General features: G+C 43.2%; 15 protein-coding genes. 4 read left to right on the forward strand and 11 right to left on the reverse strand.

All coding sequences use genetic code 11. From position 1 onward, the window contains the following. Positions 1–21 precede the first annotated feature (21 nt). The 8 genes from D1B31_RS22800 to fadH form a co-directional block, all read right to left on the reverse strand. On the reverse strand, positions 22–477 hold the full coding sequence (locus tag D1B31_RS22800; RefSeq protein WP_118924809.1) for a TlpA family protein disulfide reductase: 456 nt from the start codon (positions 475–477) through the stop codon (positions 22–24). Between the two features lie 110 nt (positions 478–587). Beyond that, positions 588–1,136 carry a peroxiredoxin gene (locus D1B31_RS22805; RefSeq protein WP_118924811.1) on the reverse strand — a complete coding sequence of 183 codons (549 nt, stop codon included), beginning with the start codon at positions 1,134–1,136 and terminating at the stop codon, positions 588–590. Between the two features lie 899 nt (positions 1,137–2,035). Then, a complete protein-coding gene (locus D1B31_RS22810; RefSeq protein WP_118924814.1) occupies positions 2,036–2,917 on the reverse strand; it encodes a LysR family transcriptional regulator in 882 nt (293 codons plus the stop codon). A 94-nt stretch (positions 2,918–3,011) separates the two neighbouring features. Continuing rightward, entirely contained in the window at positions 3,012–4,520 is a 1,509-nt protein-coding gene (locus tag D1B31_RS22815; protein WP_275670744.1) for an MDR family MFS transporter, read from the reverse strand. Between the two features lie 85 nt (positions 4,521–4,605). Next, entirely contained in the window at positions 4,606–5,055 is a 450-nt protein-coding gene (gene cbpB, locus D1B31_RS22820; protein ID WP_118924816.1) for a cyclic-di-AMP-binding protein CbpB, read from the reverse strand. Between the two features lie 453 nt (positions 5,056–5,508). Continuing rightward, a complete protein-coding gene (locus tag D1B31_RS22825; protein ID WP_118924818.1) occupies positions 5,509–5,745 on the reverse strand; it encodes a YkuJ family protein in 237 nt (78 codons plus the stop codon). Between the two features lie 252 nt (positions 5,746–5,997). Beyond that, positions 5,998–6,675 carry a DUF3993 domain-containing protein gene (locus D1B31_RS22830; protein ID WP_118924821.1) on the reverse strand — a complete coding sequence of 226 codons (678 nt, stop codon included), beginning with the start codon at positions 6,673–6,675 and terminating at the stop codon, positions 5,998–6,000. A 263-nt stretch (positions 6,676–6,938) separates the two neighbouring features. Next, positions 6,939–7,703 carry a 2,4-dienoyl-CoA reductase gene (gene fadH / locus D1B31_RS22835; RefSeq protein WP_118924823.1) on the reverse strand — a complete coding sequence of 255 codons (765 nt, stop codon included), beginning with the start codon at positions 7,701–7,703 and terminating at the stop codon, positions 6,939–6,941. Between the two features lie 177 nt (positions 7,704–7,880). Between fadH and D1B31_RS22840 the strand changes: the two genes are divergently transcribed. Then, on the forward strand, positions 7,881–8,756 hold the full coding sequence (locus D1B31_RS22840) for a metallophosphoesterase (protein WP_240035402.1): 876 nt from the start codon (positions 7,881–7,883) through the stop codon (positions 8,754–8,756). Between the two features lie 34 nt (positions 8,757–8,790). Here the strand turns inward: D1B31_RS22840 and D1B31_RS22845 are convergent, their stop codons facing one another. After that, the gene (locus tag D1B31_RS22845) at positions 8,791–10,920 is read right to left on the reverse strand and encodes a sensor domain-containing protein (protein ID WP_240035403.1); all 2,130 of its coding nucleotides are present in this window, start codon (positions 10,918–10,920) and stop codon (positions 8,791–8,793) included. A gap of 228 nt (positions 10,921–11,148) precedes the next feature. Between D1B31_RS22845 and D1B31_RS22850 the strand changes: the two genes are divergently transcribed. The 3 genes from D1B31_RS22850 to D1B31_RS22860 all read left to right on the forward strand — a co-directional run bounded on the left by D1B31_RS22850 (position 11,149) and on the right by D1B31_RS22860 (position 13,570). Next, positions 11,149–11,763, forward strand: a complete 615-nt coding sequence (locus D1B31_RS22850) for a PadR family transcriptional regulator (protein WP_118924827.1) — start codon at positions 11,149–11,151, stop codon at positions 11,761–11,763. Next, positions 11,753–13,009, forward strand: coding sequence for an MFS transporter (locus tag D1B31_RS22855; protein ID WP_118924829.1), 1,257 nt, complete (start codon positions 11,753–11,755; stop codon positions 13,007–13,009). The genes D1B31_RS22850 and D1B31_RS22855 overlap by 11 nt, the downstream gene beginning before the upstream one ends. 99 nt (positions 13,010–13,108) lie before the next feature. Then, a complete protein-coding gene (locus D1B31_RS22860) occupies positions 13,109–13,570 on the forward strand; it encodes a YkyB family protein (RefSeq protein WP_118924831.1) in 462 nt (153 codons plus the stop codon). A gap of 52 nt (positions 13,571–13,622) precedes the next feature. Here the strand turns inward: D1B31_RS22860 and D1B31_RS22865 are convergent, their stop codons facing one another. Next, positions 13,623–14,942 carry an MFS transporter gene (locus D1B31_RS22865; RefSeq protein WP_240035404.1) on the reverse strand — a complete coding sequence of 440 codons (1,320 nt, stop codon included), beginning with the start codon at positions 14,940–14,942 and terminating at the stop codon, positions 13,623–13,625. 557 nt (positions 14,943–15,499) lie between these two features. Further along, positions 15,500–16,384 (reverse strand): NAD(P)-dependent oxidoreductase, encoded by an 885-nt coding sequence (locus D1B31_RS22870; RefSeq protein ID WP_118924833.1) that lies wholly within the window; start codon positions 16,382–16,384, stop codon positions 15,500–15,502. Positions 16,385–16,576 lie beyond the last annotated feature (192 nt).

Below are 16,576 nucleotides of genomic sequence, written 5' to 3' on the forward strand. Positions count from 1 at the left end.
AATCCAGCTCTTTAAACTTTTCTATTCATTTTTCTCCAATTCATCCAGTACACGGTTTACGCGCTTTTCTAGCATCTTCATGCCGCTTCCCCCTGCTTGGAAATGACGCAGCTTCCCTTCACGATCAAATACGTAATAGGCAGGGACATACTGGTTTTCAAATGCGTCTGTCAGCTTATGCTCGCTATCAACAAAGATCGGCTGGGTAATGCCATGCTCCGCCGCGGTCTTTTTAACCTCTTCCATGTTTAAATCATCTTCAGACCTTGGCATGTGGACAGCTACAACATTCAACTTATCCTTATAGTCGTCACGGAATTGGTTCACCTGAGGCATCGCTTCCTTGCAAAGATGGCAGCTGACCGACCAAAAGTGAATGAGGGTAGGCTTTTCTCCAGTTAATTCTTCCCTGGTAACTTCCCCATTCAGCCATTCAACAGCACCGGTCAATTCCGGCATCGGTTCACGTAATTTCATTATATTACCTCCAAATCATGTTCTAATTTTGCGAAAAAAAGACCTAACATTTAAATGGTTAGGTCTTATCAGTGATCAATGATTGATTCCGCCTTCAGGTTTAAGGTTGTTTATATTTTTAGAGTTTCCTGGCCCGGCTTCCAGTTTGCAGGGCAGAGTCCGCCTGTTTGCAGAGCCTGGAGGACACGGAGTGTTTCGTCTACGTCGCGGCCAATGTTGTTATGGTTCACAACGGAGTACATCAGCTCACCCTCTGGACTAATGATAAAAAGGCCGCGGAGCGCAATTCCTTCTTCTTCAATCAGAACGCCATAGTCACGGGAAACAAGATGGTTCGTATCTGCCGCCAGCGGATAATTAAGGTCGCCCAGACCATTATCCTTGCGATCAGTTTTAATCCAGGCAAGGTGCGTGTGAATCGTATCCGTGGATACGCCAATCACTTCTGCATCAAGGTCTTCAAACTCGTCATAGCGGTCAGAGAGGGCCGTAATTTCAGTTGGGCATACAAATGTGAAGTCCATCGGGTAGAAGAACAACACAGTCCACTTATCATTTTTCATGTTTTCTTCAAGGCTGACTTTCTTGAATTCTTTATTCGGCATAACCGCATCCATTTCAAATCGCGGCGCCTGTTTTCCTACCATGCGTTCTGGCATGAAGATCCCTCCTAATGAAGTAGTTCGAGATGGCAGCAAGTTCCATTTCTCTCTCACACTGACAATTATAGGCCAAGCTCTAATTGTAGTCAAACTAAACAAAGAATAAATTTAATTAAATAATAAGTATTGCCTGCAAAACGGACTCTATTAGGTTTACCCAAGATCTCCTATGTTACGCTAATAAATGACCCAATAATCAGTTTATCATAACCAAATAAATACGAATAATAGTCTGCTTACATTTTAGCCATTTGGATGACTTCAAGGCATAATCCATCAAACTGCAGAGACGGAACAAAAGCGCAGGCGCCTTCGTGACAGGCAATAAACGCCTCGAGACAGGCACAGATCGCCTGTCTCTGCGATGCAAATTCCTGGAAGCTTTCCTTTGTGTCCCTGCGATGATTATTCTGAGGAGTTTTCCTTTGTGGTCATCGCCGTACAAACAGGAAGGGCTTCGACTGAGATAAAGTGAAACTTCCATCAGCGATTTTTGCTGATGGTTAGTCCCGTTCTAGTGCCGCTAATTCGCCAAAGAGCACGGCGACTAAGCGGCACTACGAACCCGATTGGTTCAACTAAGCCGCTGAAATGCACAGCCGCAAGTTTCACTGTATCTCACGAATCGGACCTTTAGGGTCAGTTGCCAACGGAGGAGGCTTGACTTCCCCTTAAGAGTGGGATAAAGGAATCACGAAGAGCGAAGCTACTACCTGCAGTACTTCATGAATTAGCATCTGTGAAGTCCTTCATGGGCTTTGCGGCGAACTGAAGGTAAGCTTCCTGAATATGCTATGGCGCAGGAGCACTAAGCGCATTCGTGCATGACTTATCGTAGGGAGGAGACCTGAAGTTTACGCACGCATAGGCGCTGAAGCAAGATGTAGCCATGCAAGTTAACGTCCTTCATGACTATACTGGGAAACCAACTCAGTAAATGCCCTAACCTGCTTTAATTCAAATGCAGACTCATAACCAAGCAGCCAAGTGTCACGCTTGATTGGCCGCCCATCCTGGTCTAGGAGAGGAAGTTTATAAATTTCTGTTTCCTCCCCGTTTAAGGTTATTTCGGGAAGAATGGCATACCCAATGCCGTTGATAGCCATTTGTTTACATGTTTCAATTTGGTCAACCACGACAGTTCTTTTTGGCGGAAAAGTAAATTGTCTGTGCCACCAGTCCTGTATTTCCTGATAGTAATTCGAGTCGCTTTTAAACTGAATAAATGGGCGGTCGGTTTTCACTACCTCTTCCATACTGGAAATTTCCCTATCGACAAGAAACAGCCTGTCCTCAAACAAATGGATTTTCTTGCCCTTCCATTCGGGCGTTCCCCGGATGATGCCTATGTGTACTTGTTGGTCATAAAGCGACTTGAGAATTTCACTGCTCCAGCCTGTTACAAGGGATATTTTTGCCTGGGGATAACGTTCTATGTATTTTTTCAAAACTTTAGGCAGCCAGTGCTGGCCGACGATGGTGGCGACGGCAATCTTCAATGTGCCGGAAACACCGGATTCCATGGAACGGATGGACTCTCTTACCTTTTCTTCTTCTTTTAAAACCCCGTTTACAAACCTGATTATCTCTTCTCCTTGCGGGGTTAAAGTAAGCCCTTTTTGTGACCGGATAAACAGTTTCGCCGCCCAATCTTTTTCTATTGATTGCAGGCGCTGTGATAGTGCCGGTTGAGAAACAAATAAACGTTCCGATGCTTTGCGCATATTCATTTCCTGAGCAAGTACGGAAAGCAAATGAAATTCTGAAAGCGAGGACATTCCAATTCCTCCATAAGTTTTTCTTATATTATAGCGCAAATGAAACATGAATAAGAAATTTTACAAAGAAGAAAGCCCGGGAAAATCCCGGACTTTAGGAAGGTCGTTTTTTTGGCAAAAAGAAAATTAATACGATGCTAATTATCGCAAATAAAAGGACACCCAAATAAACAGTATGAAGGGAAACCGTAAGCCCGTCCTGCAAGAGTACCTTCACTTCGGCGGGAAGGGATGTCCTTTCATTCGGATCGAGGAGGAGGTTGGCTGTTTCGAGTGTCGGGCTATCCTCCCCGCTTGTCCCATTTTCCTCCAAATAAGACATGAAGCGGCTATTCAATATGCCACCAAGTAAAGCCGCACCGATTGTATTCCCAAGGTTTCTCATAAACATATTGGAGGCTGTCGCTATCCCTCTTTGCTGCCAGCTGACCGTACCCTGAATGAGTAGGATGAATGCTGTTGAGGTTAAGCCCATCCCTACTCCTGTAACGAAAGAGCCGGCAGCCGCCCAGATAGGCCCGGCAGTAGGAGTCATCATTGCAAAAAGGGCGCCTCCCGCCACAAGGCAAACCCCTCCAATCAAGGAAGTAAACCGATAACCTTTGGCCAATGCCAGCCTTCCCGACACTGTTGCAGCAATTGGCCAGCCTATTGACATTGCCGTCAAGGCAAAACCAGCTACAATCGGGGACTGTTCCATGACGCCTTGAACGAAGGCGGGCAGGAAGCTTGATATGCCAATTAGCATCACTCCTGTTGTCAGTGAAACGGTATTGGCAATAAAAATTGATTTTTCTTTCCAAATGGAAAAAGGCATCATTGGTTCAGCTGCCCGCCGCTCTTGAACGACAAACAGAGCGATGGCGGCAGCGCTAACGGAAAACAAAAGGATTGATGGCAAGGATACCCAGTTCCAGCGGTGGCCGCCTTCAACCAATATATACATTAAGGAAGAGATTCCTATTGTAATGAGAATCGCACCAAGGTAATCGATTTTATGCTTTTTCTTCACAACCTGCTCATGAAGGAAAAACCATAGGCCGGCCATGGATAAGATACCCAGTGGAATATTGACCCAGAAAACATAATGCCAGCTGACATACTCGACAAGGAAACCGCCGATTGCAGGTCCAAGGACAGCTGAAATTCCCCATACGCTCGAAAGATAGCCTTGAATTTTCGCTCTTTCTTCCGTGCTGTATATATCACCTACAATTGTTGTTGCGATTGGCATGACCGCACCGGCACCGACCCCTTGAATCAGTCTGTAAACAATCAGCATTTCCATTGATTCGGCAAATCCGCATAGGATGGTGCCTATCATAAACACAGTAAGCCCAAACAGGAGAACTGGCTTTCTTCCAAATAAATCAGCAAGTTTTCCATAGATCAGTACTGTAACGGCATTCATTAACAAATAAGAGGAGAACACCCAGCTATAAAGGGAGAAACCTCCCAACTCGCCAACAATGGCGGGCATTGCGGTCGAGACGATGGTTGCTTCTATTGCCCCCATGAACATGGCGAGCATGACAGCGGCAAGTACAAACGGCCTCCTCGTTCTCTTTGTTTTTCTAATTGGAGCATTCAGAGCCTCTCCCACAAACTGCACCTCTTTCAAATATAACTTTTACTAGTAAAACAATAGAGCCCCCAACTGGGAGCCATATTGTCTTTTCATTCAGTTTCTAATTCTTCTTATTCAGTTTCTTTAAATGTTTGTTTAACTGATTTAAAACCGTACTTCTAGGAAGAATGCCCTCAAAAAGGCCATCTCCTGACTCTACACATAAAAAAGGATTGTTAATGAGCAGTTCAATGCAACGGGTAACGGAAGAGTCCATCCTTACCCTTGGAACAGCCCGAACCATGATTTCCTCAACCCGTTTTTCTTCAAGCTTTTCAAATTCAATCCGCTCCAGCCCTAGTATGGAATCCATAATGAGCCTCGTACTGATTAAGCCGTGAAGCCTGTAATGAGGATCGAGTACTGGAATGGCGGTATAGCCGCTTTTTGTAAGCACCAGTAATGCGTGCTGCAAATTGTTGCCGACTTGAACATGGGCTACCCGCTCGGATGGAATCAATAAATCCAGAATGCTAATTTCCAAAAATTCACTACTATGAAGACTAATCATCGCCGAATACTCCTCAAATTTGTTATACACCGTATCTATTCTAACACAGTTTTTCATGTTGTTGGTTTATTTACTATATGAGGGACCCAAGGAAAAAGGAACCCGCATCAGGTTCCCTTGTTCTCTTTTAGGTAACTATTGATTCCTCTACTATTTATAATTCATTTACCAAGCAAGGTTACATCTAGCTTCAGCGCCTACGCGTGCGCAAACTTCAGGTCTCCTCCCTACGATAAGTCATGCACGAATGCGCTCACGCTCTTCGTGATTCCTTTATCTCAGTCGAAGCCCTTCCAGTTTGTACGGCGATGACCACAAAGGAAGGCTCCCGGGAATAATCATCGCAGGGACACAAAGGAAAGCTCCCAGGAATTTGCATCGCAGAGACAGGCGATCTGTGCCTGTCTCGAGGCGGTTTTTGCCTGTCACGAAGGCGCTTGCGCTTTTGTTCTGTTACTGAATCAAATCGAAAATTTCAATCGTCATCATATCAATATTATCGAATTGGTAGCGCTTCGGCTTTTCCTTATCATTATAAACTTCCAGTTCAAATGTTTCAGTCTTTGGTTGGAACGTGACTTGGCATTTCCTTTCACCATTTACTTCAAAATACCTCTGTGCCGGTTCACCGCTCCCAGACTGTTCCTGCAAATTCTTCAGCCGTGTAATAATTCCTTGTAGCTGTGACATACTTTCTCTCCTTTCAAACACAAACAAGCGTATGCTATTAGATTTCTCAACAAGCAAGTTTCTATCCATTCATGAACTTAGGATTTATAGAAATACCCTAACCTTGTTTGCCAATATAAACAGCATAAAGTAAGTTTGCAGTTACATACAAGTAAAATCTAATGGAATTTCTAATTTTTTCGATTTAATAAAAATACCGCCCTATAAATTACGGGCGGCCAGGAATTAATTTTCTAGTACCAGCAGTCCATTTTAATTGTTAAATAAATCCCCAAATCCGTATGAGTGATTAGAGCCCAGAAAGGCCGCATACTGGAACACGGTTGCAATTGGGTTCATTCCAATTTGAAATTGAATAGAAGCCGCTTCAGCTTCCCCGCTTATTTCGGTTTTTGCGGCAGGAGGGATGTTTACCGATATTGTTTCGCTTTTCATCTTTGCGGACTTGTGTAGAATAGACTCAGGTATCTGGTTGTATAAATACTCTGATACCTTCCAAGTGCCCTTTTCTTTTTCTAGTAGCAAGCCCTCATAATGGTCTTCATAGCCAACAGGTCCTTCCGTGTTTGCCGGAAAAAATTCAAATACGTATGCCTTATCCTGGTCAATAACAACCTCAGTAGAGTTCGAAAACTCATAATAAGGGATATAAAACTGGGCAAAATCCGAACCGTACGTAACATACTTGCCGTTTTCCTCTATAACATTCGCATCCCAGAAAAGTGCTTTATAATCATCAGTAAAGTACGGCGAAAGCACTTCATCAATTTCTTTCTTTGTCCTAAGCTGCTCACTTAAAGACATTTGCGCCTCATACCCTTTTTTAAGCGACGTTAAAATTTCATCCCTATCTGTTCTTCCTGTTTCAGCCTTGGAATAAACAGGCATGAACAAGATCAATGCACATATGAACACTAACGCTTTTTTCATACTCTATCTCCCCTTGTTTTCTCTTAGTGCCAAGTATTTTTATTCGTCGGGTTGACTGCCTACAGAGTGTGTAACAATTACAAACGAATGATTTGACAAAACTCATATGTTACTCTATACCCTCTGAACGGCCTATGTAACCAGGCCATTCGCACCTCGAGAAAAACAGGAAGGAAGTCCTGAGTTAAAACTTTTCTAATCCGGTTATTTAATATGTTACAAAATCCAATAGGTACCTGGTCAATGCCATGCCTAAATGACATTTAAAATGGATGTTGGTTCAGCCATTGCCCGCCATCGATTGTGATACAATCCCCATTTATATACGAAGCTTGAGGTGAAAAGAGAAACAAAGCCAATTCAGCAATTTCCTCAGGCCGTCCAAGCCGTCCAAGCGGGACGTTGTCAATCGTCCTTTTCGCGGCATCCTCGGACTCCCACAGCTTTTCAGCGCCACCCGTCCGTTCAATCGGGCCAGGAGCGATAGCATTTACTCGGATCCCATACTTTCTGCCCCATTCCACAGCAAGCGTCCTTGTCATTGATAGGACCCCGGCCTTTGCCGCAGCGGAATGTATGACCCCAGCTCCAGCCCCCCAAGCATACGTGGCTGCCATATTGATCATCCTTCCCTCGATTTCTTTTTCAATCCAGTACCTGCCAACCTCACTGCTGCAGTAAAATGTCCCATTCAGGACAATATCAATGACTGCTTTCCAGCCGTTTGGCGACAGCTTTTCTGCGGGACACAGAAAGTTCCCGGCGGCATTGTTAACAAGAAAATCGACTTTGCCGAACTCGCGGATTGTCTCCTTTACCATCCGGGTTGCATCCTCTGGTTTCCTGACGTCCATTTCAATTGTTAAAACCTTGCCCTTTCTATCTGTCATTTCATCTTTCGCCTTCACAAGTCTTTCATGAGATCTGCCTGTGATGGCAACATTCGCACCAGCATCTATGAATTTTTTTGCCATGTATTTCCCCATTCCATTAGAGCCGCCGGTAACAATAACTGTTTTACCTTTCATTTCCCCGAACCTCCTCCACTATGTTACATAAAGCTTAGCATACCCCTGGATACTTTCCGAAAATTTACACTACTTCTGAATGCGGAATTCACTTCTTTTCTTAATTTAATTTTGCTAGTATTAAAACTACGTACATATACTCTAAATGTAGCGAGAATGATAGGCTGGGAGATAGTAATGAAAAAACAAACGCGGAGGTCTTTTATTAAATCACTTTTGGGAGGCGCGGCAGCGGTTTTCGGCTTAGGCACATCTGGATATTTTTATGCGAAGGAAATCGAACCTGTCCTCCTCGACATTCAATCTCTTGACATATCCCATCCACTTATCCCCAATAACTTTAGCGGAATTCGGATCATCCAATTCAGCGATACACATTTAGGCTTCCAATACACGCTGGAACAGCTTGAGCAATTGTCGAAAAAAATCAATAAATTGCAACCGGATATTGTCATTTTCAATGGTGATTTAATGGATGAACCGAATAAGTATCGTTCAATTGAGAAGATTATTCCTATTTTGCAAAACATAAAAGCACCTTTGGGGAAATTTTCAGTTTATGGAAACCACGATCATGGCGGGTACGGAACTGAAATTTATAAAAAGGTAATGGAAGATTCAGGATTCCTGATACTCCTTAATGAAAGTGCTGCTATTTCCATAAAAGGACAATCATTATTTTTGGCCGGAATCGACGATGCCATGCTCGGAAAGCCAAATATTGAAAGAGCTATTGGTCATATCCCGGAAAATGCTTACAAAATATTACTATCCCATGCTCCCGACCTGGCTGATGAAGCTTCACAATACGGAATTCACCTCCAACTTAGCGGCCACAGCCATGGCGGACAGATTAAGATTCCTTTTTTCGGTGCATTGGTCAAACCACCCTTTGCGGAAAGGTACCACGAAGGCTTTTATAAAGTTGAAGGGAATATGCCTTTAACTCTTTATGTGAATCGCGGCCTTGGAACAACAAGACTGCCCTTCCGTTTCATGGCTAAACCTGAACTGACTGTATTTACATTAAAAAAACTGTCTGACCAAAATTAAAAAGTCCTTTATCAAGGGGATAAAGGACTTTTCATTAGCTATATTCTTGTAAAACCATTGGCAGACTCAGGTATTTCTCTTCTGCTTCGTTTGCGGGCAGCGGCTTTGAGAAAAAGTATCCCTGTGCTTTATGGCACTCTTCTTTTGTGAGAAAGTCAGCTTGCAAAGCTGTCTCCACGCCTTCTGCTATGACTTCCACGCCCAGGCTCTTGCCTAGGTGAATAATGGCGGAGGCAATGGCAGCATCTTTATCGTTTCCAATTATGTCCTTAACAAAGGATTGATCAATTTTTAGTACATCAATCGGGAACTGCTTTAAGTAGCTTAAAGATGAATAACCTGTGCCGAAGTCGTCGACTGCTATTGTAATTCCAAGTTTTTTTAACTTTTTTAGGGCGGGCACCGCTTCATTTGTATTCTCCATGGAACCTTCTGTTATTTCAATTTCCAGGCTTGATGGATGGACATTGTGCTTCTCCAGCGCGTTTTTCAAGTATGAAATAAAATTAGGCTGCTGCAGCTGTTTCGGAGAGATATTAATTGCCACCCTGAAATCAGTATATCCTTTTTTATTCCAAAGACGAATCTGTTTGCAGGCATTTTCAATCACCCAATTCCCGATTGAAATAATCAGGCCGGTATCTTCTGCCAATGGAATGAATAACCCTGGCGAAACAGGCCCAAGCTCAATCGAGTTCCAGCGGAGAAGCGCTTCGAAACTCCTGGCTTTTCCTGTTACCAGGTCTATCTGTGGTTGGTAGTGAAGGAAAAGCTCTCCCTTTTCAATGGCTTTTCTTAGATGAGTCTCAATCGCAAGAAAATTTGTAATCGCTGAATTCATATCAGTCCTATAAAACTGATAATGCGCACGCCCTCTCTCTTTCACTCGGTAAAGAGCCTCATCAGCATTTTTTAAAAGAGTTTCCGCATCTCTCCCATCGCTGGGATACATGCTAATGCCAATGCTTGGGGAAATATAATATTCCTGAGAATTAAAATAAAATGACCGTTTAAACATGGACAATATCCGTTGGGCAAAAAAAGCGGTAGCCTTCCTGTTTGTTTCAAGAAGAAGAATGATGAATTCATCACCGCCCTGCCTATAAACAAAGCATCTGTCATTTTGGCATTCAAGCAGGCGGCTTGACGTTTTTTTCAATATTTCATCTCCGACAAGATGCCCGAGTGAATCATTTAGATATTTAAACCGGTCAAGGTCAATGGAAATCAGGGCAAATTCCTTCCGGTTCCGGTCAGGTAAAAAAAGCTGTTCATTCAGCTTATCCAACAAAGCCCGCCTATTCAAAAGGCCAGTCAACTGATCATGGAAGGCCATATATTTGATCATCTCGACATTTTTTGATTGCTCTGAAATATCTCGGATGATAACATAAATTCCCCTAATTTCCCCAAACACGATAATAGGCACCGTTTTGATATGTAGAGTCAGCAGCTGCCCTTTTCTATGGGTGAACCGGCAATCCATTGATTCCAATGCCATTCCGCTCCCAGTGTTTTCAACGAGTGTTTTAAAGCTGGCAAAATCCGAATCAGAGACAAGGTCATAGATGGAAAAATCCAATAACTCTTTTTCATCATAACCAGTTAATTTAGCCGCAGCCGGATTGGCCTCCAGAATCCGGCCTTCCATATTAATAGAAAAAATCGCATCCATATTCTGGTCCACGATTGACCTGTATCTTTGGCCACTCTCAATAATTTTATTTTTTTCTTTTACATAATCCGTAACATCCCTTGTTATAGCGACGATATACCGGATTTCTCCATTAGGATCCTTTACAGGTGATAGAATCGTTTCCCCGTAAAATATTTCCCCTGAAGCTATGGTAGCGCTATCAAAAACGGTAATAAGAGCCGTACTTGAAAGAGCCTTTTCATATTCTCGCTGAAGATAGGAGTATACCTCATTCGGCAATGCCTCTTGAAATGTCTTTCCGATTGATTCCTGCGAAATGCCGGCCATTTTCATCCCGGATTGATTGGCAAATAAGTAGCGAAAAACAGGCCCTTCTTCGACCTTCATGATAAAAACCATATCTTTTATATGTTTAAAAATTAAATCAAAAATGACAGGTTCCAATTCGGCTCCCTGCATCCCTTCACTTTGAACATAGCCCAATACTTCATTGCTGAATTTCATCATATCACCCTCGGCTAGCAGCAGGATTCAGTTAATAAGGCAGCGGCCAGGGCCATCTGCTAAAATCTTTTAAACTTCGATAATATTCCGTATCTCTATCATACTATAAGAATATTGTGGAGTGGGAAAAAGTCGAAAAAATTCTTCTAATCCCTGGAAAAAAGTAGTTGCATTTTTTTAACAATTGACATATCATTATGATATATCAAGTTGATACATGGAGGCCTTTTAATGTCCATAGAACATACTATTCTTGCCGTCATAAGTTTTAAACCAAAGTCGGGATACGACATTAAAGCGGAATTTGAACATAAAGGAGCGGGCTTGTTCTGGGAAATGAGTTATGGCAGCATCTACCCTAAACTGAAAAAGCTCGAGGAGTCAGGATGGATTAAAGCGTACGAAAACAATTTACAAGGGAGAAAAAGAGTTTTGTATGAACTAACCCGCGAAGGATGGGATGAACTCGAAAACTGGCTTTATAAAACTCCTGAATATCCCTTAATAAAAGATGAGCTATTGATGAAAATGGCATCCTGGCATGAAGATTTGGATGCCCGCAAATTAATTGCTCATTTAGAAAAGCGTAAGGAAAAAAGCCAGGAACTTCTTGCATTCGTTAACTTTTGGCCCAATAATGGAACTTCCTATGTCAGCGGAATTGGCAAGCTTGCACTCCGGTATGAAGAATCGAGGCTCAGAGCAGAAATCGAGTGGATAGAGGATACAATCTCCGCCTTGGAGAAGGGTGATTTACCCGCTCCCCAAGACCCATTTGGGCTTGCGGAAGAAATAAAACAAAGGCGCAAGGACGCGCATAAAGGAGCCAGCGATCATGAAGGGTAATATGTTTTCTGCCTTAAAAAATAAGTCCTTCCGTTCCCTGTTCACTGCGCAGATTTTTTCTGATCTTGGCAATTGGCTGGACTTCATCGCCATTCAAGTTGTGATTGCCTATCATTGGGGGTTAGGTGAAGGAGCAATCGCTGCCGTCATTATTGCGATGGGACTTCCTTGGGTAGTCATTGGTCCATTCGCCGGGGTATTTGTTGAAAGGTTATCTAAAAAAACGGTGATGATTTCAAGCCTTGCTTTAAAGCTTGTTTTCGTTGCCGGCCTTTATTTTTCGCCAAATTTATATTTTCTCCTCTTCTTCGTCCTTCTTAAAGGAACGGCAGCAGCGCTTTATGATCCAGCCAGGCAAAGTATGATCCGGTCTGTCGTACCAGAAGATGAATTGCCTCAAGCAGTAACATTAAGCCAGCTTTCCGTAAACTCAACAAAAATCATCGGACCCGCACTTGGCGCCGCACTTATTTCACTATTTGGAGCAAAGAGTCCTTTCTTATTTGAAATTGCCGGATTTTTCATTGGTCTCCTGTTTTTATTCTTGCTTCCTAAAGTTGAAAAACCCCATGTAGTACCCAATCTGGAACAAAAAAAGGAAAATAGTTCGTTTCGAAAGGAATTCTTGGCAGGCATCCGCCATATATACATTACTCCCTTATTAAAGTTATCTGTGATCCTTTCCGCAGCAGCATTTTTTATCATCTTTTTATATGACGGACTGTTCGTTTTTATCGTAAAGGAAATTGGCTTTAACGGCGAGGAATTTGGGCTTTTAGTGAGCGCTGTAGGCTTTGGCAGTGTGGCAGGCTCTATTCTATTAGGAAACTGGACAAAATGGAAAAGCCTCCCCATTCAGCTAATGGCAAGTTCATCCTTGTTCAGCGGCACCTTGATCGTAGCAATCGGGCTGGGCGGCTTGAAAATTTTCAGTCTTCCGCAAGTTGGCTGGATGGCCGGCGCTTTTCTGTTAGGATTACTCGGCTCGAGCCAATCGGTCCCTTATGGCTATGTGCTGCAGTCCCAAACACCAGGCGATATGATGGCGAGGGTATCCGCCGCGGCGGCATCCATCCAGACTTTTTCAATGCTCATAGCTCCAGCAGCGGGAGCCATGCTCGCAAAAATGATAGGAGTCTCATATGTTATGGTCTGGGCAGGAGCGTTAACCAGTCTTTTAGGGTTGGGGATTTTGTTAACACGGTTAACGGCGAACCAAGCACAAACAGCAAAATTAAAAGCATAGCAGAGCGCCATAGACTGGCGTTTTTTTAAGGAATAGTTTCAATTTACATGTAAATAAGGCTATAATAATAGAAAAAGTTAAAATGAAAGGAGACTTTGCTTGAATAGCAAACATACCAATTCTTCAGAAAATCATTTTTCTATAAACAACCTCTCCCAAGCCATTTTTATTGTCAATCGGCATGCGAAGACAGCTCCCGATCCAAAATTCTTGTATCTCCTAAAACATGAAGCAATAAAAAAGCTACTTCTTGAGGGCAAAGCAAAAAAAATCGGCCTCCATTTTTCAAATAACCCAAGGAACAGCAGACAGCAATCCGATGTTCTCATTGGATGCGGGGACTATACATTCCATATCCCTCCTGAAAAAAAGGATTTTTCAGAACTGCCGCATCTTGGCTCTCTTGATGGGCTGACGAGGAATCCTAAAACAGCCCTTTCACTTACGAGGGCAAAAACTCTTCTGAAGTCCTACACCGGAATTTCCGAGCCCCAGCAGCCCCCACGCGGTAAGCGATCCTATCAGAAACCCGTCTTCAAGAAGCTTGGAGAAAGCTATTGACCAGAAGGAGTACGGAAAGAACAAAAAGCCGGCATGGCCGGCTTTTTGGGGTTTATTCTTCTTTTATCCTTCTGTGTACCAAAAGACCAATTGCAGTGAGGATAATGAGCGACCCCAGCGCCATTCGGCTTGCAATATTCCCGTAATCGGCAAAGGCCAACGTAATACTTCCATAAAGCAATGGTCCGATAATGGAGGATACCTTTCCGGAAAAAGCGAACAACCCAAAGAATTGCCCCCGTTTATTTTCAGGCGTCAAATCGACAATATACGTCCTCGTTGTCACCCACATCGAGCCAAGAGCAACCCCAAACATACTGCCGGCAACCCAGAACATAGCCCCGTTTACCGCCAAAGTGGCAATCACCAGTGCGACTAACAAGAGAATCCCTACATAATAAACCGCTTTTCTGGCTCCTGTTTTCTTCGTAACATACCCAAAAATAAAAGAGCCGATGATACTGGAAACGGTTGAAACAAGATAAAGGAGAATGAACTGCCCTGTGGAAAAACCGACAATCGTCTTCGCGTAAACAGCCATCATAGCGATGGTTGTAGCGATTGAGTCATTCAGGAAGAAGTAAGCAATCATAAATGTAAAGATGTTTTTATGGGCCTTCATTTCCTTAAATGTTGTAATAATTTCCTTATAACCCGTCAAAAAAGGCTCTTTTTTCGGTGAAGGGTGCGGTTTGTCTTTTACAAAAAAGAATAATGGCAATGAAAAAATGAGAAACATGATTCCTGAAGGGATAAATGCCTCATGAAAACCATCATCACCCACAAATGGATAAACCGTCAGCCCTACAAGTGTTCCCACATACCCGACCGCTACCCCAAAACCTGAAATAAGCGGAATTTCCTGCCTCGTACCTAAATCTGAAATCATTGCATCATAAAAAACTAGGCTTGAATGGTAAAAAAACTTTGCAATAACGAATAATAGAAGGACTGTTACAAGTGGAATTGGCATGCCAAACCATTTTCCGGAGAAGCTCGCACCTCCGAAGACGCCCATAAGGATGGTCGCTGCAGCTGCGATAATCGTAAAAATGATAATGTACTTCCTTTTTTGCCCTGTCCGGTCAATCATAACTCCATAAAGCGGCGAAAATAGGACGAGGAAAAAACTTGCAACCGCATTAGCATAGGAAATGAATGTACTGGCGATCTGATTTAACACCTCATTGTTTCCTATGGCTTCTGTCATATAAAAAGGAAAGAAAATTGTATTGATATTTGAGGAAAAGATCGTATTGGCAAAATCATATAAAGCCCATGAGAAAATTGGCAATGTAAAATAAAGCTTCCAGCCCGTCCTATTCATTACTGGTGTGGAAGTACTATTTTTTACAGTCTCTGTTTGTTCCATCGCTCCATCTCCAATCAATTCATCAATTCATCTCAAGCTAGTGTCCAGCCAAATTTAGTATAACATTATTTGTTTTTATTTTTTACAAATATTTAGAATATTTACTAATAAGAATTCATGTTATATAAAACGAACTAAATTTTTGAACGTTGTCGTTGAATTGCGCTTCACAAAGGAAAGCTTCTGAGAATAATCAACGCAGGGACAGGTGGTTTTTTCCGGTCACGAGGCACTTCGCTTTCCGCGGGGCGTCAGTGGAGCCTCCTCGGCGCTATGGCGCCTGTGGGGTCTCCACCTTGCCGCTTCATCCCGCAGGACAAATAGCTTCCTCGAATGGGCTTTGCACGAAGGAAATGCGTAGTACAAGGAAAGCTTCCGTGAATTGGCCTCGAAGGAATTATGCGATAGCATAATTCACGATTTTCGAGGAGTCTTCGTGCATTCCGCTCCATTCAACTATGTACAAGTTTTTAGTTCGGCCTATAACTACCTGTTGGAGTCCTATTTGAACTAATTAATAGTAAGCCCCCGCTGAAAAATCGCGGGGGCTTAATTTTTCAAGGTTGATTTTGCCAATATTTATAAATCGCCTGAGTGCCGCTGTTTTCTTCGCCTCTTTCAGCAAGCTGCTCATAGAGAGATTTCGCAAGGGCCAGCCCTGGCGCTTCCATTCCCATTTTGGCCGCTTCTTCTAAAGCGATTTTCATGTCTTTAATAAAATGCTTTATGTAAAATCCAGGTTCAAAGTTGCCATTGATAATTCTTGGAGCAAGATTTGATAAAGACCAGCTGCCTGCTGCGCCTGTTGATATACTTTTTAAAACATTTTCCGGGTCGAGGCCGGCGTTCTCGGCATACACAATTGCTTCCGCAACCCCAATCATGTTCGAGGCGATAGCAATTTGATTGCACATTTTCGTATGCTGCCCGGAACCTGCCTTCCCTTGGTAAACGATATTGGTTCCCATTTTTTCAAACAGGGGCAGCACTTCTTGGAAGGCTTCTTCATCCCCTCCTGCCATGATGGCTAGTCTCGCCTCCCTGGCACCGATATCCCCTCCCGAAACAGGTGCATCAATTGAGTACATGCCGCGCCGTTTCGCTTCTTCATACAGCCTAATCGCAAGCGTTGGTGTTGAAGTCGTCATGTCAATAAAGTAAGTGCCTTCTTTAGCCTGTTCAAAAAGGCCCTGCTCACCAAAGTACACTTCTTCTACATCATGCGGATAGCCAACCATCGTGAAAATAACATTTGATGTCCGCGCGGCATCGCCGGGCGTTTCTACCCAATCAGCACCGTGTTCAAGAAGTTTTTCCGCCTTTTCCTTTGTTCTTGTGAAGACAGTTACAGGGTAACCGGCAGCCAGTAAATGCCCTGCCATGCTACTGCCCATTACTCCTGTTCCAATAAAAGCAACTGATGCAGTTTCAGGTGTAAACATGTACTCAACCCCTCCTATTCTATCTATTCCCATTTTAGCAGAATATCAATTTTATGGGATTGCTTGTAGAGTAGAAAACAGGAATTAGACTTTGCCCTTCTTGTCCTCGGGTTTCAGGGTGTTCCACCTTACTAAGCCAGACAAGTGGGCAAGTCCTTTTCCTGTTCCCCCTCATCAAACCGTACGTGAGGT

The sequence above is a fragment of the Neobacillus notoginsengisoli genome (genome assembly GCF_003515685.1).
In the GTDB taxonomy this organism is placed as follows: Bacteria; Bacillota; Bacilli; order Bacillales; family Cytobacillaceae; genus Bacillus_D; species Bacillus_D notoginsengisoli.